Source organism: Stenotrophomonas sp. ZAC14A_NAIMI4_1 (assembly GCF_003086915.1).
In the GTDB taxonomy this organism is placed as follows: Bacteria; Pseudomonadota; Gammaproteobacteria; order Xanthomonadales; family Xanthomonadaceae; genus Stenotrophomonas.
Genome location: NZ_CP026002.1, coordinates 4,024,723 through 4,045,794, shown reverse-complemented (window position 1 = coordinate 4,045,794; position 21,072 = coordinate 4,024,723). Strand labels below are relative to the sequence as shown.

Here is a 21,072-nt window from a genome sequence, read left to right as displayed (position 1 = left end):
TGAATGGGAGGCCTGGCATGCACTGGATCACACAATGCCTCTACAGCGGCCTCGCTAGGCTGCCATCATCTTCAAAGCCATGCAGGCGCACATGCGGATCGCAACCGGAATACAGGGGCTGGACACGATTCTGGGCGGCGGCCTGCCGCAGGCGCGGCTGTATCTGCTGGAAGGCCCGCCGGGCTCGGGCAAGACGACCCTGTCGCTGCGGTTCCTGCTGGAGGGCCTCAGCAAGGGCGAGCAATGCCTCTACATCACCCTGTCCGAGACGGCCGAGGAACTGCGCGAGGTCGCCAGCGCGCACGGCTGGTCGCTGGAGGGCCTGCACCTGTTCGAACTCGGCTCGGCCGAAAGCGCGATGGGCAACGGCCGCCTGCAGTCCGTGCTGCACTCCTGGGAAATGGAGCTGGACGAAACGGTCAACATGATCATGTCCAAGGTGGACAGCATCGGGCCGACCCGGGTGGTGTTCGATTCGCTGTCCGAGCTGCGCCTGCTGGCCCAGGATTCGCTGCGCTACCGCCGGCAGATCCTCGCGCTCAAGCAGTTCTTCGGCCCGAAGAGCGCCACGGTCATCCTGGTCGACGACCTGACCTCCACCGGCGAGGAGCGCGACGGCCAGCTGCACAGCCTGTGCCACGGCGTGATCTCGCTGGAGCGGCTGACCCTGGATTTCGGTCCCGCGCGCCGCCGCATGCAGGTACAGAAGCTGCGCGGTGTCGAGTTCATCGCCGGCTACCACGACATGGTCATCCGCCACGGTGGCCTGGAAATCTTCCCGCGCCTCATCGCCTCGGAGCACCATGGGCGCTTCCTGGGCACGCCGATCAGCAGTGGTGTTCCGGAGATCGATCAACTTCTGGGTGGCGGCCCCCTGCGCGGCACCTCCACGCTGTTGACCGGCCCGGCCGGCAGCGGCAAGACAAACGTGGCCCTGCAATATGTCTGGGCCGCGTGTGAACGGGGCGAGCGCGCCTGCATCTTCGAATTCGATGAGCGAGTCGGCACCCTGCTGGCCCGTGCCAAGGCGCTGGACATCGACCTGCACAAGCACCTGGACAGCGGACTGCTGGAGATCCTCCAGATGGATCCCGCCGAGGTCTCGCCCGGTGAGTTTTCCTGGAACCTGCGCAAGTCCGTCGAGCAGCGCAACTGCAGCGTGCTGGTCATCGACAGCCTCAACGGCTACGTGACCGCCATGCCGCAGGAAAAACAGCTGATGCTGCAGCTGCACGAGATGCTGTCCTATCTCAACCAGAAGGGCGTCGTCACGTTCCTGATCAACCCGCAGCACGGCCTGGTCGGCACCATGTCCACCGGCAGCCTCAACGTGTCCTACATCGCCGATGCGGTGGTGTTGTTCCGTTTCTTCGAGGCCAAGGGCCGCATCCGCAAGGCCATCTCGGTCATCAAGAACCGCGGTGGCGCGCATGAGGACACCATCCGTGAACTGAAGATCGATGGGCGCGGTATCACCGTCAGCGATGCGCTGGCCGACTTCCAGGGCATTCTTACCGGAACGCCGGAATTCGTCGGCGACAGCGCGGCGCTGCTCGGCCAGTCCGATGCCCGATAGCGGAGCAGGAGGGCCGGTTGTCCGCATCGTCGCGCCGTTCGGGCGTGACGCTGACAGCATCGCGGCGGTGCTCGGCGCTGCAGGCCTTGCCACCTGCATTGCCCCCAACCTGGAAGCGCTGGCAAGCCAACTCGACGACAGCACCGGTCTGGTTGTGGTCACCCAGGAAGCGATGGCGCGTGGGGGCGATGCGTTGCTGCCCGCGTTGCAGCAGCAACCCACCTGGTCGGATATTCCCTTCATTCTCCTGCGCTCCGCCCGGTCCTATCGCCGCTCCACACGTGAGCCATTGCTTCCTTCGTCGATCAACGTCGTGGAGATGGACAGGCCGCTGGGCAGCGTCTCCCTGCTCAGCGCGGTACAGGGGGCCTTGCGCGCACGCGACAAGCAGTTCCTGCTGCGCGACCAGCTGCAGGCGCTGGCTGATGGCCGGGCTGCACTGGCACGCAGCGAATCGGAGCTGCGCGTGATCGCCGACACGATGCCGGTGCTGATCGCTTTCGTCGATACGACGATGTGCTTCCGCTTTGCCAACACCGCCTATGAAGACTGGTTCGGCCTGGCCACCGGCGAAGTGATCGGCCGCCACGTGCGCGACGTCATCAGTGAACCCGTCTGGCAGCAGCGCCGTCCGGTGATGGAGGCGGCCCTGCAGGGACAGGGCGCGGTGTTCGAGATCGAATGGCCACACCGCCTGCGCGGTCGCCGCGACTGCGAAGTGCGTTACGCGCCTCGCCGCGATGCGCAGGGCCACGTCGATGGCTTCCATGTGTTCGTCACCGATATCACCACCGCCAAGCTGGCCCTGGCCAGCAGCCAGCAGCACGCCCAGGCTCTGGAAGCGAAGGTGGCCGAGCGTACCCGCGAGCTGGAAATGCAGATGGCCGCGCGCGAGGCCAGCGAGGCGGCACTGCGCCAGGCGCAGAAGATGGAGGCGATCGGCCAGTTGACCGGTGGCATCGCCCACGACTTCAACAACATGCTGACCGGCATCCTGTCGGCACTGGATATCGTGCGGATGCGCCTGGAAATGGGCCGGGTGGATGATCTGGATCGCTTCCTCGACACGGCGACCGCATCGGGCCAGCGGGCGGCAGCGCTGACCCAGCGGCTGCTGGCGTTCTCCCGCCGGCAATCGCTGGATGCACGACCGGTGGAGATCAACGCGCTGCTGGAATCGGTGCAGCATCTGCTGCGCAGCACCCTGGGCGAATCGGTGCGGATTGTCGCCGAACCCAGTGCCGGTGAACTGCACGCCACCCTGGACGCCAACCAGTTCGAGAGCGCGATCCTCAACCTGGCCATCAACGCCCGTGATGCGATGCCCCATGGCGGCCAGCTGACCCTGCGCACCGCCTCCGCCAGCGTGCGCGAGGGGCAGTACCCGGCCGTGCCGGCCGGGCGCTTCGTGCAGGTGGTGGTGGCCGACACCGGGGCGGGCATGGCGCCGGCGGTGGTCGAACGCGTATTCGAGCCTTTCTTCACCACCAAGCCCATCGGCAAGGGCACCGGCCTGGGCATGTCGATGGTCTACGGCTTCATGCAGCAGTCCGGTGGCCATATCGCCATCGAATCGCAGGTGGGCGAGGGCACGGTGGTGTCGCTGTTCATTCCGATGGACGAGGTGCCCGGGGCCAGCGCGCCGGCAGCGGCCACGCAGGCGATCCGCCGCGGTGCCGGCCAGTCGATCCTGGTGGTGGAGGACGATGCCCAGGTACGCATGCTGGTGACCGTGGTGCTGGAAGACCTTGGCTACCACACCCAGGTGGTGGGCGATGCCGATGCCGCGATTCCGATCCTGGCCTCGGCGCAGGCCATCGACCTGCTGGTGACCGACGTCGGCCTGCCCGGCATGAACGGCCGGCAGCTGGCCGAGATCGCCCGGCAGTCACGCCCGTCGCTGCCGGTGCTGTTCATGACCGGCTACGCGGAAAAGGCCCAGGAGCGCGCATCGTTCCTCGACGAAGGCATGGCGATGATCGCCAAGCCGTTCCTGCTGGATGAATTCAGCGCCGCAGTGCGCACCGCCATGCCGGGAGCGCGGTAGCGTCGAGCTTGCTCGACCGCGCCTTTCTGTAGAGCCGAGCCCATGCTCGGCTGCTTTTGGCTCTTTTGTAGAGTCGAGCCGCGCTCGACTGCTTTTCCATTGAAGCAACAGCAGCCGAGCATGGGCTCGGCTCTACAGAAAAGCGAACAGCAGCCGAGCACGGGCTCGGCCCTACATCCGCAGCGACGATTCGCGTACCACCAGCTTCACGGGAATGCTCAGGCTCTCCACCGGCTGCCGGCCGATCAGCGCCAGCAGCTTCTCCACCAGCAGCTGGCCGGCCTGTTTGGTGTCCTGCTGCACCGTGGTCAGCGCCGGCGACACCGAGGCCGCCAGCGGAATATCGTCGAAGCCGGTGACCGCCACGTCCTGCGGCACGCGCAGGCCGGCCTCGCGCAATGCGCGCATCGCACCGATGGCGATCAGGTCGCTGGCCGCGCAGATCGCATCAATGCGCTCGCCGCGCGCCAGCAGCGCCATGCACGCTTCCTGCCCGGAGGCCTCAGTGGTGATCGCATCGTGCTGCAGCGCCGGGTCGGCGGCCAGGCCGTGCGTGCGCAGCGCCTCGACATGGCCACGGTAGCGTTCCTCGAACTCCGGGTAATGGCTGGACGCATGGCCGAGGAAGGCGATGCGGCGGCAACCCTGCTTCAGCAGGTGGGTGGTGATGTCATGCCCGCCCTGGAAGTTGTCGCTGCCGATCGACACGCCCGGCTGGCCGGGCAGGGCCGCACCCCAGCGCACGAAATGCGTGCCCTGTTCGACCAGCCGCTGCAGGCGGTCGCGTGACTGGTGGTAGTCGCCGTAGCCCAGCAGGATGATGCCGTCGGCCTTGTTGCTGTCCTCGTAATCGGCCTGCCAGTCGGTGGAGAGCTGCTGGAAGGACACCAGCAGGTCCTGCCCGTGCAGCGCGCAGGCGCGGGTGATCGAGCCCAGCATCGAGTGGAAGAACGGATTGATCAGCGAATCGTCATTGGTCGGGTCTTCGAAGAACAGCAGCGCCAGCGTGCCGGCATTGCGCAGGCGCAGGCTGGAGGCGTTCTTGTCGACCTTGTAGTTCAGCTCGCGGGCGATGCGCAGGATGCGCTCGCGGGTCTCGGCATTGACCATGGGGCTGCCGCGCAGGGCACGCGACACCGTGGGCTGGGAGACCCCGGCCAGGTGGGCGATGTCCAGGGACGTGGCTTTGCCTTTGATGGTCATGGGCGGTGCAGGCGGGGGGATTCACGGATGATGCCACGGGTGGCTGCTGCTGGCCCTGCCGATGTCCCACCGGGGAGACGGTGCGGACAGCGCTTGGCTGTGACGCGACCGGACCCGCACAGTGCAGACCGGTCCAGGTCATCCCCGCTGTCGGCTGGATTGAAAGGCCTCCAGGGCCTGATGGGGCAAGGGCTCGGGGCGCATTCCGGCCGCCGCCGGGGGCTTCCCTGACCGGGCGCACGGCGGCGGCGATGATAAGATGGGACATTCTTGAATTCCCCCAAATGCATCGGGGGCGGCCCCGGGCCACTGCCTCCTGCCAGGAGGACGTGCTATCACTGGTGGTCTGCCCCTGTACAACGGACGAACACACCTATGGCGCGTGGCATCAACAAAGTCATCCTGGTCGGCAACCTCGGCAACGACCCGGACGTGAAGTACACCCAGGGCGGCATGGCGATCACCCGTATCAGCCTGGCCACCACCAGCGTCCGCAAGGACAAGGACGGCAACCAGCAGGAGCGCACCGAATGGCACCGCGTGGTGTTCTTCGGCAAGCTCGGCGAAATCGCCGGCGAATACCTGCGCAAGGGCAGCTCGGTCTACGTCGAAGGCAGCCTGCGCTACGACAAGTACACCGGCCAGGATGGCGTGGAGAAGTACTCCACCGACATCATCGCCGACGAAATGCAGATGCTGGGCGGCCGCGGTGAAGGCGGCGGCGGTGGCGGCGGCGGTGGCAACTTCGGCGGCGACCGTCCGCAGCGCCAGCAGGCCCCGCGCCAGGAGTACGGCGGCGGTGGCGGTGGCGGCCAGCGTGGCGGCCAGAGCGGTGGTTACGGCAACCAGGGCGGTGGCCAGGGCGGCTACGGCAACCAGGGCGGCGGCAACCAGGGTGGCGGTTATGGCAACCAGGGCGGCAACCAGCGCCCGCAGCCGCAGCAGGCCCCGCCGATGGACGACTTCGCTGACGACGATATTCCGTTCTGACGCACGCCTGGCATCAGCCAGCAGAAAACCCCGGCAAGGCCCTGCGCCTGCCGGGGTTTTTTATGAGCATTGTGCTGGGATCACCCCGCCGCGTTCATCCACTCCACCGCGTCATCGCCCCCGGGAATACGCATCGGCGCGTTCTCGTCGGTCACCGCGCGCCACACTGCTTCGGCCACGGCTTCCGGCGTGGTCACCGGGCCGCTGCTGTCGCGGAAGCTGGCCAGCACGCCCTGCACCAGCGGCGCATAGGCCGGGTGCTCCACGCCGCCCAGATGCGGGAATGCGTTCTCGCCGAACCGCGTGGTCGGCGAGCGGCCGGGCAGTACCAGGCGCACGCGCACGCCCAGCGGCGCGACTTCGATGGCCAGCGATTCGGTGAAGGCATTCACCGCCGCCTTGCTGGCGGTATAGACGCCCACCAGCGGCAGCGCTTTCACCGTCACCGTGGAGGTCACGTTGATGATCACGCCGTCGCCGCGCTCGCGCATCTGCGGCAGCACGGCCTGGGTCATCGCCAGCGTGCCCAGCGTGTTGGTGTCGAACAGGGCGCGGGCGGTTTCCATCGGGGTCAGTTCCACCGGCACCGGTGCGCCGAACCCCGCATTGTTGACCAGCACGTCGATCGGGCCGGCCTCGGCGATGGCCCGCGCGATGCTGGCCGGGTCGGTGATGTCCAGGGTGAGCACGCGCAGGTGCGCGGAGGCGGGCAGCAGATCGGTGCGCGGGGTGCGCATGGTGGCGATGACCTTCCAGCCACGGTCAAGGAACAGGCGGGCGGTTTCCAGCCCGAAGCCGGAGGAACAGCCGGTGATCAGTACGGTTTGCATCGTGTACGCCTTCAGCAGGAACGAGTGACCATGGTCGGCCCCGCCGGATGGACGCGCTACAATGAAACGTCCATATTTCCTCGTCGAGCGTCCAGTGCCGTCCGATCCGCTGTCCGACGTCGTGGCCCTGCTGCAGCCCACGGCACGCTTCTCCAAGCGCGTCGAGGCCGCTGGCGAGTGGTGCGTGCGCCGCGAAGGGGAAGGCGAGCCGTTCTACATGGCGGTGCTGCACGGGCAATGCCGGCTGTCGGTGGAGGGGGGGGCGCCCATCACCCTGCAGGCCGGCGATTTCGTGCTGGTGCCGGCCCTGCGCGAGCTGGTCAATACCAGCATGCAGGCGCCGGCGGACATCACGCCGAGCTTGCCGGTGCGTATCGCCGAAGGCCACTTCCGGGTAGGCAGCCTTGATGGACCCGTGGCGCTGTGCGCGCAGATCGGCCACTGCGGATTCGCTTCGCCCGATGCGGCCCTGCTGGTTTCGTTGCTGCCACGGCTGCTGCATGTACGCGGTGAGCCGCGCCTGGCCACGTTGGTGCAGATGGTGGGCGAGGAAGCGCGTGCTCAGCGACCGGCGCGCGATGTCGTGTTGGAACGCCTGCTGGAAGTGCTGCTGATCGAGGCCCTGCGCAGCGGCATGGACAGCGTGGGGGGCAGTGGGCTGGTCCGCGGGCTGGGCGATGAGCGGCTCGCTGCCGCATTGCGTGCCCTGCATGCCCGGCCACAGCACGCGTGGACGGTGGAGGCGCTGGCCGGGCAGGCGACGATGTCGCGCTCGGGTTTCGCCGCGCGTTTCATGCAGGTGGTGGGTGTGGCTCCCATGGAATACCTGCTGCACTGGCGCATGGCACTGGCCAAGCGCCTGCTCGACGATCGCTCGCTGAGCCTGGAACAGGTTGCCGAGCGGGTCGGCTATGCCAGCGCGGTCACCTTCGGTGCGGCGTTCGCGCGGTTGGTGGGCATGCCACCGGCGCGTTTCGCGCGCATGCGTGGTTGATCACCTGCGGCCTCACTGCCGTTGTGCCCCGCAGCATCAATTTTCGTGCACCGCGTCTTGCAAAAAAAATAATTCCTCCCTTATGGTGCAATCGATTGCATCGCGGTGAATCATCAATGTTTGCACCGGTTGGGAGGCCGGGAAGTGGATGTCGATCCATTCCATCGAACCGGCACCGGTGCCGGGGCTCACGCGGCGCGAGGCGCTGCGCATGGCGCTCACCGGCAGCCTGGGCCTGGCGGCCGCAGGCATCCTGCCCGCCGTCGCCTCTGCCGCGCCCCTGAAGGGCAGGCTGAAGCATTCCGTCGCCCGCTGGACCTTCCCGCAGTTGTCGGTCGCCCAGCTCTGCCAGACCGTGAAGGGCCTCGGCTTTGCCGCCATCGACCTGGTCGGCCCGGAGGACTGGCCGACGCTGAAGGCCCATGGCGTAGACAGCTCGATGTGCAACGGCGCGGAACTGAGCCTGACCAAGGGCTTCGCCGGCAGCGAGTTCCACGATGAGCTGGTAACCCGCTACACCCGGCACATCGACCTGGTGGCCGACGCCGGCTATCGAAACCTCATCTGCTTCTCCGGCAACCGCAACGGCATGGACCCGCAGCAGGGCATGGCCAATGCCGAAGCCGGGCTCAAGCGCATCCTCGGCCATGCCGAGAAGCGCGGCGTGGTGCTGGTGATGGAGCTGCTGAACTCGCGCGTCGACCATCCCGATTATCTGTGCGACCACTCCGCGTGGGGCGTGGAGCTGTGCAAGCGGCTCGGCTCGGACAACTTCGGCCTGCTCTACGACATCTACCACATGCAGATCATGGAGGGCGACATCATCGCCACCATCGGTCGGCACCACGCGTACTTCAAGCACTACCACACCGCAGGCGTGCCTGGCCGGCACGAGATCGGGGACCAGCAGGAACTGAACTATCCGGCCATCTGTCGCGCGATCCGCGACACCGGTTTTGATGGGTATCTGGCGCAGGAATTCATGCCTGCAGCGCCCGATCCCGTTGGCTCATTGCGCGAGGCGATCCGTCTCTGCGACGTCTGAAACGATATCCACCCAGGTGATAGACCCATGGCAGATAATCATTACGACGCCATCGTTGTTGGCTCGGGAATCAGTGGCGGTTGGGCGGCGAAGGAACTGACCGAAAAAGGTCTCAAGGTCCTGATGCTGGAACGCGGGCGCAACATCGAACACGTGAAGGACTACGTCAATGCGATGAAGGAACCGTGGGATTTCCCGCATCGCAACCGGCCGACCCAGGCGATGAAGGCGGCGTTCCCGGTGCTGATGCGCGACTACGCGCTGGCCGAGAATCTTGAAGGCATGTGGGCCGACGAACAGGACTCGCCCTATATCGAGACCAAACGGTTCGACTGGTTCCGCGGATACCACGTCGGTGGGCGTTCGCTGATGTGGGGCCGGCAGAGCTACCGCTTCTCCGATCTGGATTTCGAGGCCAACCTCAAGGACGGCATCGCCACCGACTGGCCGATCCGCTATGCCGACATCGCGCCGTGGTACGACCACGTGGAGAAATTCGCCGGCATCGCCGGCACGCGCGAAGGGCTGGACGTGCTGCCTGATGGCGAGTTCCTGCCGCCGATCCCGCTGAACATCGTCGAGAAGGACGTCGCCGCGCGGATCCAGAAAGCCTTTGGTGGCACGCGCCACATGATCCACTCGCGCACCGCCAACATCACCAAGCCGATGCCCGAGCAGGGCCGGGTGAACTGCCAGTACCGCAACAAGTGCATCCTCGGCTGCCCGTTCGGTGCGTATTTCTCGACCCAGGCGGCAACCCTGCCGGCGGCGATGAAGACCGGCAACCTGACGCTGCGGCCGTTCTCCATCGTCAAGGAAGTGCTCTACGACAAGGACCGCAAGCGCGCGCGCGGGGTGGAAGTCCTCGACGCCGAGACCGGCCAGACCTACGAGTACACGGCCAAGGTCATCTTCCTCAACGCGTCGTCGTTCAACTCGACCTGGCTGCTGATGAACTCGGCCACCGATGTCTGGGACGGCGGGCTGGGCTCGTCGTCCGGCGAGCTGGGGCACAACGTGATGGACCATCACTTCGGCGCGGGCGCGTCCGGCCGGGTGGAAGGCTACGACGACAAGTACTACTTCGGCCGTCGTCCCTGCGGTTTCTATATCCCGCGCTTCCGCAACGTGGCGGCGGACAAGCGCGGCTATCTGCGCGGGTTCGGCTACCAGGGCGGTGCCAGCCGCAACGGCTGGTCACGCGAGATCGCCGAACTGAACATCGGCGCCGATCTGAAGGACGCGCTGAGCCTGCCCGGTGACTGGCGCATCGGCATGACCGGCTTCGGCGAAATGCTACCCCACCACGACAACACCATCCGCCTGGACCACGAGCGCAAGGACAAGTGGGGACTGCCGGTGCTGGCCATGGACGTTGCCATGCGCGAGAACGAAAAGGCGATGCGCAAGGACATGGCGGCCGACGCGGCGGAAATGCTGGAAGCCGCCGGCGTCAAGGACGTGGAGATGCACGACAACGACTATGCGCCGGGCAAGGGCATCCACGAAATGGGCACCGCGCGGATGGGGCGTGACCGCCGGACCTCGGTGCTGAACCAGCACAACCAGGTCTGGGACGCGCCCAACGTCTATGTCACCGACGGTGCGTGCATGACCTCCAGTGCCTGCGTGAATCCGTCGCTGACCTACATGGCGCTGACTGCGCGGGCCGCCGACCATGCCGTGCGCGAACTGAAAGCGGGGAATCTCTGATGGACCGCCGTGAACTGCTGAAGATGATCTTCGCCGCCACCGGCGCGGCCATGATCGGCCTGCCGACGCTGGCCAGCGCCAAGCTGCCGGCACCGGCGGCGAGCGCCGGCTTTTCCGAGGCCGAGATCGCCACGCTTGATGAGATCGCCGAGACCATCCTGCCGCGCACCCGCACCCCCGGCGCGAAGGATGCGGCCACCGGCGCCTTCATGGCGCGGTTCGTGACCGACTGCTACACCGCCCGGCAGCAGGCGACGTTCCGTGCCGGCCTGGCCGACATCGACAAGCGCGCCGGCGGAAGCTTCGTGGCCCTTGCGCCCGAGGCGCGCACCACGCTGCTGCGCACGCTGGATGCCGAGGCCCGCAAGCGTGCGGTGGAGGTGAGCGAGACCGGCACCGGGGAAACCGCGAAGGCGATGCCGCATCCGTTCACCATGATCAAGCAGTTGGCCATCTTCGGCTTCTTCACCTCGAAACAGGGCGCGACCGAAGTGCTGAAGTACGTCGCCGTGCCCGGACGCTACGATGGCGACATGGCCTATGCGCCAGGTACGCCGGCCTGGGCCACCAGCTGATGGAGTACGACAGGATGATCAGACCTTTCTTGATGGCCGCGGGCGTGCTGGCGGCAGTGCCGGCGTTCGCGCAGGCCGGTGCGGAGCGTGATCCGGCAAAGACCGAGGTATGGGCGCCGGTGGCGGACGTCGCCACGCCGACCGGCGCGGCACCGTCCGATGCCATCGTGCTGTTCGATGGCAAGGACGTATCCGCGTGGGAGGCCGAGACGGGCGGGCGCGTGCCGTGGACGGTGGCCGACGGGGCGATGACCGTGGTGCCGGGCAGCAAGGGCATCCGCACCCGGCAGCGTTTCTGCGACATGCAGCTGCATGTCGAGTGGCGCACGCCCACCGATACCAAGGGCTTCGACGGCCAGAACCGCGGCAACAGCGGCATCTTCCTGCAGGAGCTCTACGAACTGCAGGTACTCGACAGCCACGGCAACCCGACCTACGCCAACGGCCAGGCCGGTTCGATCTACAAGCAGGCCATGCCGCTGGTGAATGCCTCGCGTGCGCCCGGCCAATGGCAGGCCTACGACATCATCTGGAAGGCACCGCGTTTCTCGGCCGGGGGCGGGCTCACCTCGCCGGCCCGCATCACCGTGCTGCACAACGGTGTGCTGGTGCAGGACGACACGGTACTGGCGGGCCGGACCGAGTACATCGGCGCACCGTCGTACTCGCCGCATGGCTGCGCGCCGCTGTATCTGCAGGAGCACGCATCCAAGGTCAGCTACCGCAACATCTGGGTGCGCGAGCTGTAAGGCCCGCGTCTACTTCGCCAGGAAACTGGCGAGGTCATCGATCTCCTGCTGGGACAGCTGGGAGAAGGGCGGCATCAACCCGCCGCCCTTGCTGATCTTTTCCTTGATCTGCGCAGGCTGCAGACGCTTGCTGATGTCGGTGAGCGCAGGGAACGCACCGGGCATGCCCGCACGGTCCGCGCCGTGGCAGGCCACGCAGTTCGTCGCGTACAGCTTGGCACCGGCAGCGGGATCTTCCTTGCACCACGCCGGCAGCGCATGCGTCGCCGCGCAGAGGGTCAGGGCCAGGGTCAGGACGGTTTTCAAGCAAGGCTCCTTTGCGGGCTAGCGCGATGCGCGGGCGGGCAGGCTGACGGTGAGGTGTTCGCGCAGGTAGTCGGCGCCGGTCTTGATCACCTTGGCCGGATCGCGCGGCTGGTCGTGCTCGACGATGTACCACTTCACGCCTGCGCCGGCTGCAGCCGGCAGGATCGCGTTCCAGTCGAGCACCCCCTGGCCGACGGCGGCGAATCCGCCTTCGTCCTCGGCCTCGCCCTTGGGCGCATTGTCCTTGGCGTGCACCGCGAACAGGCGGCCGCGGAACTTGCCGAGCATCACCACCGGGTCATGCCCGGAACGCGCCACCCAGGCCAGGTCCAGCTCGGTCTGCAGGCCGGGGCCGGCGGCTTCGAACAGCAGCTCCAGTGCGGTGCGGCCATCGAAATCGACCAGCTCGAAGTCATGGTTGTGGTAGGCCAGGCGCATGCCCTTGGCGCGCACCCGTTCGGAGATGCGGCCCAGTTCCTTGCCCAGCGCGGCCCAGCCAGCGGCATCGGTCGGCCGGTCCTTGCTGTCCAGGTAGGGCACCACCAGGGTGGTATTGCCGATGGCGCGATTGAAGGCCACCACCTTGTCGAGGTCGTTGCGCAGGTCGGCCAATGCCGTGTGCGAGGAAATCGCCTTGATCCCATATTTGTCGAGCAGCTGCTTGAGTTCGGCCGCACTGACGTTCTGCGTGCCGACCGTTTCCACCGCGTGCACACCCGCGTCGTGGACGATCTTCAGCTGCTGGTCGAGCGTGCCGGCGTTGCGCAGCGTGTACATCTGCACCGCGATGGGCTTTTCTGCACCGCCGGTTTCCGCAGCGAAGGCGGGCAGGGCGGCGAGCAGCAGTGCGAGGGTGGCGATCCTGCGTGTTGGAGCCTTCATCCGTACATCCTCCGGGGATTCATTCGATGGTGGTCCAGGCGCGCGACCTGGCCGATGCGATGACGCGGTCGACGATCCGCGCCGAACGCACGCCGTCCTCGAAGGTGGGCAGGCCCTGCGGCCGCTCGCCGTCGATGGCGTGATAGGTGTCGGCGACGAAGGCCTCGAAGCACTGCGCGTAACCCTGCGCATGCCCGGGGGGCAGGGCCGACAGCCGGCGCTGTTCGGCGCTGCCGGCGCCCGGCCCGCGCACGAAGGTTTCCTCGCGCTGGTCTGGCCGGCCGATCCACAGTCGCTCGGGGTCTTCCTGGTTGAAGGCGACGCTGGCCTTGGCACCGTCGATCTCGAACCAGAGCCGGTTGTGGCGCCCTGCCGAGACCTGGCTGACCGTCAACGACGCCAGCGTCCCTGCGCCGGTGCGGAACATCGCCGTGGCCACGTCCTCACTGGAAACCGCCTGCGTCGCGCCGCCTGCGGCGGGTGTGCTGAAACTCTGCGCACCTTCGGCGCTGCGCTTGGCGATCACCGTGGCGAAGGCGGCGCTGACCTCGGTGAAGCGCTCGCCGCTGACCCATTCCACCAGGTCGCACCAGTGCGAACCGATGTCGGCGAACACGCGCGAGGTGCCACCCAGCACCGGATCGACGCGCCAGTTGTTGCTGGCCGGGTCCAGCAACCAGTCCTGCAGGTAGCTGCCGTGGATGAGGTGCAGCGGGCCGATGTCGCCCGCGGCGATGCGCGCACGTGCTTCGCGCACCACCGGGTGGTAGCGGTAGACGAAGGGCACCGTGGCGACCAGGCCGCTGGACGCGGCCAGCGCGGCCAGGTCCTGCGCGTCGCCCAGCGTGGTGGCCAGTGGCTTTTCGCAGATCACGTGCTTGCCGGCGGCCAGTGCAGCCTGCGCCATGGGGCGGTGAAGGTGGTTGGGCGTGCACACATGCACGACCTGCACCTGCGGATCGGCGACCACGTCTTCGATATCGCGGTAGGCGCGCGGAACATTCCATGCCTGCGCCACCTCCTGCGCGCGCTGCGGCGTGGACGCGGCCACGCCGCGCACCTCGGCACCGGCCAGCAGGGCGGCGCGGCGATGTACCGCACCGATCATGCCGGTACCGACGATGGCGATTCCAAGCTTGGGCATCGATTGCGGTCCTCAGTGCGTGGTGGAAGCGGCCGCAACGGCGGGGCGGTCGCGGAACAGCAGCAGGAAGGCAATCAACACGACCAGTGCGACGCCGGCGGGGAACAGCCAGATCTGCTGCCAGTCCGGCCCTGCGGCCGTGGTGTAGTGCTCCACCACCGCGCCGGACAGGAAGGTGCCGATCAGCATGCCGACGCCGTAGGTGGCGAGCGTGATGAAGCCCTGTGCACTGCTGCGCGCGTCCGGGCCGGCGTGTGCATCGGTGTAGATCTGCCCGGTGACGAAGAAGAAGTCGTAGCAGATGCCGTGCAGCACGATGCCGATGACCAGCAGCGAGAAGCCGCCACCGGCATCGCCGAAGGCGAACATGGCATAGCGCACCACCCAGGCGGCCATGCCCACCGCCAGCATGGTCTTCACCCCCAGCCGCACGAACAGGAACGGCATGGCCAGCATCAGCAGCACTTCGGAGACCTGCCCCAGCGACTGCAGGCCGGCGGCACCGCGCACGCCCAGGTCATTGAGATAGGGGTTGGTGAAGTTGTAGTAGAACGACAGCGGAATGCAGATGGCGATGGAGGCCAGGAAGAACACCAGGTACGCGCGCGACTTCAGCAGGCGCAGCGAATCCAGGCCGAGGATCTGGCCGAGCCCGGCGTCGCGCTGCGTGGCCAGCGGCGGCGTGTGCGGCAGGGTGAAGGCGTACAGGCCCAGCAGCAGGGAGGCCATCGCGGCCATCCGGAAGGTCAGTTCCAGCCGGTGTGCCTGTTCCCAGCCCAGCCAGCCGATCAGCACGCCGGCGATGATCCAGCCGATGCTGCCGGCCACGCGCACCAGCGGGAACTGTTTCTCGGGCGACTGCATGTGGCGCATCGCCACGCTGTTGGCCAGTGCCAGGGTCGGCATGAACAGCAGCATGTAGCCCATCACACAGGCGGAGAACACGCTGAAGCTGCTGGCCGTGGAAGCCAGCCACATCAGTACCGCGCCGGCCAGGTGCAGCACGGCCAGGATGCGCTGCGCCGCGAAGTAGCGATCGGCGATCAGGCCGACCAGGAAGGGGGCGACGATCGCACCGATGGACTGGCTGAGGAAGGCCGTGGCCACCTGGCTTGCGCTGGCCTGCAGCGGGCCCTGCACCAGGTAGGTGCCAAGGGTCACGAACCACGCGCCCCAGATGAAGAACTGCAGAAACATCATCGCGCCCAAGCGCGACATGGCGTGCGTCATGGCTTGCCCTCCCGGGGCGTTGTCAGCTCAGATTCCCAGCATGCGGTGCAGTGATGCGGCATCCGTTCCGCTGTCGGCAAAGTCGTCGAAGGCGCGCTCGGTCACGCGGATGATGTGGTCGCGGATGAAGGCGGCGCCCTCCCGTGCGCCGTCCTCGGGGTGCTTCAGGCAGCACTCCCATTCCAGTACCGCCCAGCCGGGGAAGTCGTACTGCGCGAACTTCGAGAAGATCGCCTTGAAGTCGACCTGGCCATCGCCGAGCGAGCGGAAGCGGCCCGGGCGGTCGATCCAGTCCTGGTAGCCGCCATACACGCCGCTGCGGGCACTGGCGTGGTACTCGGCATCCTTGACGTGGAAGATGCCGATGCGCGGATGGTAGCGGTCGATGAAGCCCAGGTAGTCCATCTGCTGCAGCAGCAGGTGGCTGGGGTCGTACAGGATCTTCGCGCGGGGGTGCTGGTCGACCACGTCGAGGAAACGCTCGAAGGTCGCGCCATCGTGCAGGTCCTCGCCGGGGTGGATCTCGAAGCACAGGTCCACGCCGCACGCGTCGAACGCATCCAGGATCGGGCGCCAGCGGCGGCCCAGTTCGGCGAATGCTTCCTCCACCAGGCTGGGTGGACGCTGCGGCCAGGGATAGAAGTAGGGCCACGCCAGCGCGCCGGAGAAGGTGGCATGCGCGGTCAGGCCCAGGCGCTGGCTGGCCTTTGCCGCCAGCATCAGCTGATCCACGGCCCATGCCTGGCGGGCGGCAGGATCGCCGCGCTTGTCTGCCGGGGCGAAACCGTCAAACAGGCTGTCATAGGCCGGGTGGACGGCGACCAGCTGTCCCTGCAGATGGGTCGACAGTTCGGTGATCTGCACGCCGTGCCCGGCCAGCATCCCGGCAATGTCGTCACAGTAGGCCTGGCTGCGTGCCGCCTCCGCCAGATCGAACAGGTGGGGCGCGGTAGTGGGCACTTGTACGCCAGAATAGCCCAGGCCCGCGGCCCATCCGGCCAGCGTGTCGAGCCGATCAAAAGGAGCTTTGTCGCCGATGAACTGCGCCAGGAAAAGCGCCGGACCCTTGAGCGTCTTCAAGGTGATTCGCCCTAGATGCAATCGATTGCATTACCCTAGCATGGGCCTCCCGCAGACCCGTTGTGCAGTGCACAGCGGCAACCAGAGCTGACACCATGGCAACCATCTACGACATCGCAAAGCACGTGGGCGTCTCCGCCGGCACGGTGTCGCGGGCCTTGTCGCGGCCGGAAAAAGTACTGCCCGCCACGCGTGCGCGCATCGAACAAGCGGCCGCCGCGTTGGGCTACGTGCCCAACACGGTAGCGCGGACGCTGAAGACCCAGCGCAGCGGCAAGATCCTGGTCACCGTGCCGGACATCGCCAATCCCTTCTTCGCGCAGATCCTGCAGGGTGCCGAAGATGCGGCGCAGGCCGCGGGCTACGCCGTGCTGCTGGGCGATACCCAGCACCAGCCCGATCGCGAGGAGCGCTATGCGCAGATGCTCCGGCGCAACGAGGCCGATGGCCTGATCGTGCTCGGCCATCGCCTGCCGCCGACCGCGCGCGAGATCGTGCAGGCGCTGGGCGCCACCGCGCCGGTGGTCAATGGCTGCGAATTCGATCCCGCGCTGGGCATTCCCAGCGTGCACATCGACAACGCCGCCGCTGCCCGCGCGGTGATGGAACACCTGTATGCACTGGGGCACGAACGCATCGCTGTGGTTGGCGGGCCGCCCGACAATCCGCTGCACCAGCAGCGGCTGGAAGGCGTGCGCAGTGCCGGCAAGGCACGCGGCCGGCTGCGCAGCCTGAGCGTGGTACCCGGTGATTTCTCGCTGGAATCCGGCCATGCGGCCGCCACGGAGCTGCTCGCGCTTGCGCAGGCACCGACCGCGGTGTTCTGCTTCAGCGACCAGATGGCGCTGGGCGCGCTGGCGGCCTGCCGCGACCTGGGCATCCGCGTGCCGGACCAGCTGTCCATCGTCGGCTTCGATGATCTCGCCTCGTCCAGCTTCCTGACGCCGCCGCTGACCACCGTCCGCCAGCCGATGCGGGAGATCGGTGCGCGTGCGGTCAACCTGCTGCTGGCGATCATCGAGCGCGTCGATGTGCCGCTGCAGCAGACGCTGGACTTCAGCCTGATGCTGCGTGGCTCGACGGCCGCGCCCGCAGCGGGGTGAGCGGCGGACGCCACCGCGCGCGTGGCGTCATTGCAGATGCGCCTTGGCGCAGGCCAGCACGTGGTTGTAGTCGCTGGACATGCACTGGTAGAAATCGCGCTTGGCGTCAGCTGCACCTTCGCAGTCGGCATCGGTGATCTGCGGCAGCAGGCCGCGCATCGGCGTGGCCATGGCCTCGAACTTCGCGGCATCCAGATAGCCGCCGGCCACGTTCTTCGCGCCCACTTCCAGCATGGTTTCCAGCCCGTAGCGCGCGTTCTCCACGGCCTTGGGGCAGGACAGCTCGACATCGGTGCGCTGCACCTTCAGCAGCGAGGCGGCGATGGCTTCGGCATCGGCCTTGACCTGCGGCGGCAGCGGCGTGGTGTCGTCGCTGCTCATGGCCAGTGCAGGCAGCGGCAACAGCATCAGCGCCAGGGCGGCGGACAATAGGCGGGGCATCGGGCATCCATGCGGCGGGTGGGGCGCCAGTGTGCGCTGGCGTGGGCGCGGCCGCCAGAGGGCTGAACGGAACGCCGGCACTGCCCCGGAACCGCCATGGCAATCCACTACCATGGGCCACCCCAGTGGATGCCCTGCCATGACCGACGTGACCCTCGCCCTGCCCAAGCCGCCTGCCGCGCGCATCGCCGCCTGGCTGCTGATGCTGCTGGGCATGTGGCTGGCCCTGAAGCTGGGCCTGGTGGTCACGTTGCTGTCGGGCCTGCTGGTGTTCCAGCTGACCCACGTACTGGCCAACAGCGTGGAAGGCAAGCTGCCGCCAGGCCGCGCACGCGCGGTGGCGGTGATTGTGCTGTCGGCGGTCATCATCGGCGCGCTGGTGCTGGCCGGTATCGGCGTGGCCTCGTTCTTCCGCAACGAGACCGGTGGCCCCGACGTGCTGCTGGCGCGCCTGATGGACATCCTCAACACCTCGCGGCACCAGGTGCCCGCACTGCTGCAGGCGTACATTCCCGAAGACCTGACGCGGCTGCGCGAGGCGGTGAACGAATGGGCGGCCGAGCACCAGCGGCAGCTGGGCGTGGCCGGTACCTCGGTGGTGCAGGTGGGCGTGCGCATCCTCATCGGCATGGTGCTCGGCGCGATGATCGCCCTCTACGACGAGCTGCCGCTGCCGAAGATGGGCCCGCTGGCGCAGGAGCTGGTCGGCCGCACGACGCGCCTGGCCGTGGCCTTCCGCCAGGTAGTGTTCGCCCAGGTGAAGATCTCGCTGCTCAACACGGTGTTCACCGCGGTATTCCTGCTGGGCGTGCTGCCGCTGTTCGGCGTGCACCTGCCGCTGTCGAAGACGCTGGTGCTGATCACCTTCCTGGCGGGCCTGCTGCCGGTGGTGGGCAACATCATCTCCAACACCATCATCACCATCGTCGCGCTGTCAGTGTCGTTCTACGTGGCAGTGGCAGCGCTGCTGTACCTGATCGTGATCCACAAGCTCGAGTACTTCCTCAATGCGCGCATCGTCGGCGGCGAGATCCAGGCGCGGGCGTGGGAGCTGCTGCTGGCCATGCTGGTGATGGAAGCGGCGTTCGGCCTGGCCGGGCTGGTGGCGGCCCCGGTGTTCTACGCGTACCTGAAGCGTGAGCTGGTCGACCAAGGCTGGATCTGATTCCGGCAAGGCGTCCCTGATCCGGTAGCGCCGGGCCATGCCCGGCGAATGCGCGTGAAGGCTGCGCCAGCGCCACTGCACGCGCCGGTCACCGCGCGCGGGGGAGGCTGGGCTTCCCTTTTCGCCCGGACCCTGCGCATGACCACGCTCACCCTGCCCGAACTGGCGAAAAAGATGGCCGGCATCGATTTCGCGATGCTGCAGACCCATGCGGGGGGCGAGATCGACGGCCGTCCGATGAGCAACAACGGCGACGTCGACTATGACGGTGACAGTTGGTTCTTCGCCCTGCAAAGCACCGACATGGTGCAGCAGATCGAAGCCGATCCGCGGGTCGCGCTGGGCTTCACCGGCAGCAAGTCGCTGCTGGGCAAGCCGCCGTTGTTTGTCCATGTCAAAGGCCGGGCCACGATCATCCGCGAACGCGGCGTGTTGGCCCAGCACTGGGTCAAGGACCTGGAACGCTGGTTCGAGCAGGGCGTGGATACGCCGGGACTGCTGCTGATCCATGTGCACGCGCAGCGCATCCATTACTGGGATGGCGAGGACCAGGGCGAGCTGATCGTCTGATCATCCGCGGTAGCGCTGGGCCATGCCCGGCGGCTCAACCCGCTGCCGCCACGCCCTCATCCACCCAGTCGGCCAGCTCCGGCGCCAGCGCATGTTCCACCGCACGCCGCAGCAGCGCCGGGGCGATGTAGTGGCGGTGCACGGCATCGATCAGCGCCATGTACAGGCGGCCGAACCGGTTGTGGGTCTGTACGCGCGAACCCAGGCTGATCCGTACACGGCCGTCGTCGTCGAACTGCACGCGCACGCTGCTGCGGAAGCGCAGGTGGCGGTCATCGGCGCCCAGCAGTACTTCGGCACTGCGGTCGGCGCCATCCACGCGTGCGTCCAGCACCGGAAAGCGGCCGGCGAACAGGCGGCTGCGATCCGCCGACAACAGCGACGATACCGGGCAGCCCAGTGGCGAGGTGCGCAGGCGCAACGGTGCCACCAGGCGGTTGCGCAGGGCCATCAAGCGGCCCACGCCGCCCGGCGGATTGCGCAGGAAGCCTTCCAGCACATCCGCCAGCAGGGCAGACGCCGAGCGCTGCGTGCAGTGCCCGCTGCGCAGGGTCAGCACGGTCAGGTCGTGGTAGTAGCTGCGCGGCAGCGCACTGGCCAGCAGGCCCTGTGCGTCGGGCTGACCGCTGTGTACCGGGTAGCGCGGTGTGCTGCGTTCGACAAACCCGCGCAGCGGCCGCAGCTTGATCCGCCGCAGCGGGCCGAGCATCGAGCGGGTCTGCGCACACAGGCGCGCGCACAGGCTGGGCGGCGCGGCCTGCAGTGACAGCTGCAGCAGCGGCGCAGTGGCCAGCGTGGCCGCGCTCGGCCAGTGCTGCTGCGCCAGCACCTCGGTCAGGCTGGGGATGTCGGCACTGTTGGCCTGCACGCGCGCGCGGGTGGCCTCGCTCATCGCCCCGGCCAGTTCATTGCTGTGGCACGACAACGCGAACAGGGCAGGGTGGGCGGGATGGTTCGATGCGAACTGGTGCCAGGTGCCGCCGCCGAAGCGCACGGTGAACAGGCAGTCCGGCGGAATGCGGATACGGCGCAGGCTGCGCAGGAACGCGGACGGATCCCCCGCAAGCTGCGTATCGGCGGCGGTGGCGAAACGCAGTTCGGCGCCGGCACTGCCGGCAATGGCGGTGAACATGCGCGGCCCGGCATGGCGATGGAACGGGTGGCCGCCGCCTTCCACCACGAAGCTGTACAACGAGGAGGCATCGCCGTGCTGCAGGTGCATGCCGCCCAGGCGCGCGGAGGGTTCATCCAGCGCATCGATGAAGGCCGGATGGTGGCGCTGGCGCTCGCCTGCATCGTTCACCAGCGCATCGCCCGCACCGATGCCGAGCTGTGCGATGAGGGTGACTTCGATGGGGCCGGCGCCGTCCTGCGCGGGCAGCTGGACACCTGGAAACGAACGGCTGTTGCGGGTCGAACCAGGCATCGT

20 protein-coding genes are annotated in these 21,072 nt (G+C 67.5%); 11 read left to right on the top strand and 9 right to left on the bottom strand.

The genetic code is table 11. The annotated features are described in order from the left end of the window. Positions 1–79 precede the first annotated feature (79 nt). Together C1926_RS18495 and C1926_RS18490 are read left to right on the top strand one after the other, a co-directional pair. The gene (locus C1926_RS18495) at positions 80–1,576 is read left to right on the top strand and encodes an ATPase domain-containing protein (protein WP_108760205.1); all 1,497 of its coding nucleotides are present in this window, start codon (positions 80–82) and stop codon (positions 1,574–1,576) included. Continuing rightward, positions 1,566–3,623, top strand: coding sequence for a PAS domain-containing sensor histidine kinase (locus C1926_RS18490; RefSeq protein ID WP_108760204.1), 2,058 nt, complete (start codon positions 1,566–1,568; stop codon positions 3,621–3,623). The genes C1926_RS18495 and C1926_RS18490 overlap by 11 nt, the downstream gene beginning before the upstream one ends. A 171-nt stretch (positions 3,624–3,794) precedes the next feature. Here C1926_RS18490 and C1926_RS18485 read toward each other — a convergent pair whose 3' ends face one another. Then, entirely contained in the window at positions 3,795–4,826 is a 1,032-nt protein-coding gene (locus C1926_RS18485) for a LacI family DNA-binding transcriptional regulator (protein ID WP_108760203.1), read from the bottom strand. Between the two features lie 375 nt (positions 4,827–5,201). On the opposite strand from C1926_RS18485, the gene ssb reads away from it, so the two are divergent. Then, complete coding sequence (gene ssb, locus C1926_RS18480; RefSeq protein WP_108760202.1) at positions 5,202–5,816, top strand: single-stranded DNA-binding protein; 615 nt, start codon at positions 5,202–5,204, stop codon at positions 5,814–5,816. Between the two features lie 80 nt (positions 5,817–5,896). On the opposite strand, the gene C1926_RS18475 is transcribed toward ssb, so the two are convergent. Next, on the bottom strand, positions 5,897–6,646 hold the full coding sequence (locus tag C1926_RS18475; RefSeq protein WP_108760201.1) for an SDR family oxidoreductase: 750 nt from the start codon (positions 6,644–6,646) through the stop codon (positions 5,897–5,899). A gap of 61 nt (positions 6,647–6,707) precedes the next feature. Between C1926_RS18475 and C1926_RS18470 the strand changes: the two genes are divergently transcribed. The 5 genes from C1926_RS18470 to C1926_RS18450 all read left to right on the top strand — a co-directional run bounded on the left by C1926_RS18470 (position 6,708) and on the right by C1926_RS18450 (position 11,722). After that, positions 6,708–7,640, top strand: coding sequence for an AraC family transcriptional regulator (locus C1926_RS18470; RefSeq protein ID WP_216822030.1), 933 nt, complete (start codon positions 6,708–6,710; stop codon positions 7,638–7,640). A 148-nt stretch (positions 7,641–7,788) separates the two neighbouring features. Beyond that, a complete protein-coding gene (locus C1926_RS18465; protein ID WP_174214107.1) occupies positions 7,789–8,685 on the top strand; it encodes a TIM barrel protein in 897 nt (298 codons plus the stop codon). Positions 8,686–8,712: 27 nt separating this feature from the next. Beyond that, positions 8,713–10,398, top strand: a complete 1,686-nt coding sequence (locus C1926_RS18460; RefSeq protein WP_108746146.1) for a GMC family oxidoreductase — start codon at positions 8,713–8,715, stop codon at positions 10,396–10,398. Beyond that, the gene (locus tag C1926_RS18455; protein ID WP_108746147.1) at positions 10,398–10,973 is read left to right on the top strand and encodes a gluconate 2-dehydrogenase subunit 3 family protein; all 576 of its coding nucleotides are present in this window, start codon (positions 10,398–10,400) and stop codon (positions 10,971–10,973) included. Before C1926_RS18460 ends, C1926_RS18455 begins: the two co-directional genes overlap by 1 nt. Further along, the gene (locus C1926_RS18450; protein WP_174214106.1) at positions 10,973–11,722 is read left to right on the top strand and encodes a DUF1080 domain-containing protein; all 750 of its coding nucleotides are present in this window, start codon (positions 10,973–10,975) and stop codon (positions 11,720–11,722) included. Before C1926_RS18455 ends, C1926_RS18450 begins: the two co-directional genes overlap by 1 nt. A gap of 9 nt (positions 11,723–11,731) precedes the next feature. On the opposite strand, the gene C1926_RS18445 is transcribed toward C1926_RS18450, so the two are convergent. From C1926_RS18445 to C1926_RS18425, 5 genes are read right to left on the bottom strand one after another with little or no spacing between them, the layout of a single operon-like run. Further along, entirely contained in the window at positions 11,732–12,028 is a 297-nt protein-coding gene (locus C1926_RS18445) for a cytochrome c (protein WP_174214105.1), read from the bottom strand. 18 nt (positions 12,029–12,046) lie between these two features. Beyond that, positions 12,047–12,910: a sugar phosphate isomerase/epimerase gene (locus C1926_RS18440; RefSeq protein WP_108760198.1), complete on the bottom strand. Its 864-nt coding sequence runs from the start codon at positions 12,908–12,910 to the stop codon at positions 12,047–12,049. 19 nt (positions 12,911–12,929) lie between these two features. After that, positions 12,930–14,054 carry a Gfo/Idh/MocA family oxidoreductase gene (locus C1926_RS18435; RefSeq protein ID WP_108760197.1) on the bottom strand — a complete coding sequence of 375 codons (1,125 nt, stop codon included), beginning with the start codon at positions 14,052–14,054 and terminating at the stop codon, positions 12,930–12,932. Between the two features lie 12 nt (positions 14,055–14,066). Then, the gene (locus C1926_RS18430; protein WP_108760196.1) at positions 14,067–15,284 is read right to left on the bottom strand and encodes a nucleoside permease; all 1,218 of its coding nucleotides are present in this window, start codon (positions 15,282–15,284) and stop codon (positions 14,067–14,069) included. Between the two features lie 27 nt (positions 15,285–15,311). Next, positions 15,312–16,364, bottom strand: coding sequence for a sugar phosphate isomerase/epimerase family protein (locus C1926_RS18425; protein ID WP_108760195.1), 1,053 nt, complete (start codon positions 16,362–16,364; stop codon positions 15,312–15,314). Positions 16,365–16,459: 95 nt separating this feature from the next. Between C1926_RS18425 and C1926_RS18420 the strand changes: the two genes are divergently transcribed. Beyond that, positions 16,460–17,467 carry a LacI family DNA-binding transcriptional regulator gene (locus C1926_RS18420; RefSeq protein WP_108760194.1) on the top strand — a complete coding sequence of 336 codons (1,008 nt, stop codon included), beginning with the start codon at positions 16,460–16,462 and terminating at the stop codon, positions 17,465–17,467. A 27-nt stretch (positions 17,468–17,494) separates the two neighbouring features. On the opposite strand, the gene C1926_RS18415 is transcribed toward C1926_RS18420, so the two are convergent. Further along, positions 17,495–17,908 carry a hypothetical protein gene (locus tag C1926_RS18415; RefSeq protein ID WP_159095151.1) on the bottom strand — a complete coding sequence of 138 codons (414 nt, stop codon included), beginning with the start codon at positions 17,906–17,908 and terminating at the stop codon, positions 17,495–17,497. A gap of 139 nt (positions 17,909–18,047) precedes the next feature. Here C1926_RS18415 and C1926_RS18410 point away from each other — a divergent pair, with 139 nt between their 5' ends. Together C1926_RS18410 and C1926_RS18405 are read left to right on the top strand one after the other, a co-directional pair. Continuing rightward, positions 18,048–19,073, top strand: coding sequence for an AI-2E family transporter (locus C1926_RS18410; protein ID WP_108760192.1), 1,026 nt, complete (start codon positions 18,048–18,050; stop codon positions 19,071–19,073). Positions 19,074–19,211: 138 nt separating this feature from the next. After that, positions 19,212–19,643, top strand: coding sequence for a pyridoxamine 5'-phosphate oxidase family protein (locus C1926_RS18405; RefSeq protein ID WP_108760191.1), 432 nt, complete (start codon positions 19,212–19,214; stop codon positions 19,641–19,643). 34 nt (positions 19,644–19,677) lie between these two features. Here the strand turns inward: C1926_RS18405 and C1926_RS18400 are convergent, their stop codons facing one another. Beyond that, entirely contained in the window at positions 19,678–21,069 is a 1,392-nt protein-coding gene (locus tag C1926_RS18400) for a DUF2867 domain-containing protein (protein WP_108760190.1), read from the bottom strand. Positions 21,070–21,072 lie beyond the last annotated feature (3 nt).

Bases quoted from the DNA above. Each gene is read 5' to 3' on its own strand.
- C1926_RS18495 (WP_108760205.1), top strand. From the start codon at position 80: ATGCAGGCGCACATGCGGATCGCAACCGGAATACAGGGGCTGGACACG.
- C1926_RS18490 (WP_108760204.1), top strand. From the start codon at position 1,566: ATGCCCGATAGCGGAGCAGGAGGGCCGGTTGTCCGCATCGTCGCGCCG.
- C1926_RS18485 (WP_108760203.1), bottom strand. From the start codon at position 4,826: ATGACCATCAAAGGCAAAGCCACGTCCCTGGACATCGCCCACCTGGCC.
- ssb (WP_108760202.1), top strand. From the start codon at position 5,202: ATGGCGCGTGGCATCAACAAAGTCATCCTGGTCGGCAACCTCGGCAAC.
- C1926_RS18475 (WP_108760201.1), bottom strand. From the start codon at position 6,646: ATGCAAACCGTACTGATCACCGGCTGTTCCTCCGGCTTCGGGCTGGAA.
- C1926_RS18470 (WP_216822030.1), top strand. From the start codon at position 6,708: ATGAAACGTCCATATTTCCTCGTCGAGCGTCCAGTGCCGTCCGATCCG.
- C1926_RS18465 (WP_174214107.1), top strand. From the start codon at position 7,789: ATGTCGATCCATTCCATCGAACCGGCACCGGTGCCGGGGCTCACGCGG.
- C1926_RS18460 (WP_108746146.1), top strand. From the start codon at position 8,713: ATGGCAGATAATCATTACGACGCCATCGTTGTTGGCTCGGGAATCAGT.
- C1926_RS18455 (WP_108746147.1), top strand. From the start codon at position 10,398: ATGGACCGCCGTGAACTGCTGAAGATGATCTTCGCCGCCACCGGCGCG.
- C1926_RS18450 (WP_174214106.1), top strand. From the start codon at position 10,973: ATGGAGTACGACAGGATGATCAGACCTTTCTTGATGGCCGCGGGCGTG.
- C1926_RS18440 (WP_108760198.1), bottom strand. From the start codon at position 12,910: ATGAAGGCTCCAACACGCAGGATCGCCACCCTCGCACTGCTGCTCGCC.
- C1926_RS18435 (WP_108760197.1), bottom strand. From the start codon at position 14,054: ATGCCCAAGCTTGGAATCGCCATCGTCGGTACCGGCATGATCGGTGCG.
- C1926_RS18430 (WP_108760196.1), bottom strand. From the start codon at position 15,284: ATGACGCACGCCATGTCGCGCTTGGGCGCGATGATGTTTCTGCAGTTC.
- C1926_RS18420 (WP_108760194.1), top strand. From the start codon at position 16,460: ATGGCAACCATCTACGACATCGCAAAGCACGTGGGCGTCTCCGCCGGC.
- C1926_RS18415 (WP_159095151.1), bottom strand. From the start codon at position 17,908: ATGCCCCGCCTATTGTCCGCCGCCCTGGCGCTGATGCTGTTGCCGCTG.
- C1926_RS18410 (WP_108760192.1), top strand. From the start codon at position 18,048: ATGACCGACGTGACCCTCGCCCTGCCCAAGCCGCCTGCCGCGCGCATC.
- C1926_RS18405 (WP_108760191.1), top strand. From the start codon at position 19,212: ATGACCACGCTCACCCTGCCCGAACTGGCGAAAAAGATGGCCGGCATC.
- C1926_RS18400 (WP_108760190.1), bottom strand. From the start codon at position 21,069: ATGCCTGGTTCGACCCGCAACAGCCGTTCGTTTCCAGGTGTCCAGCTG.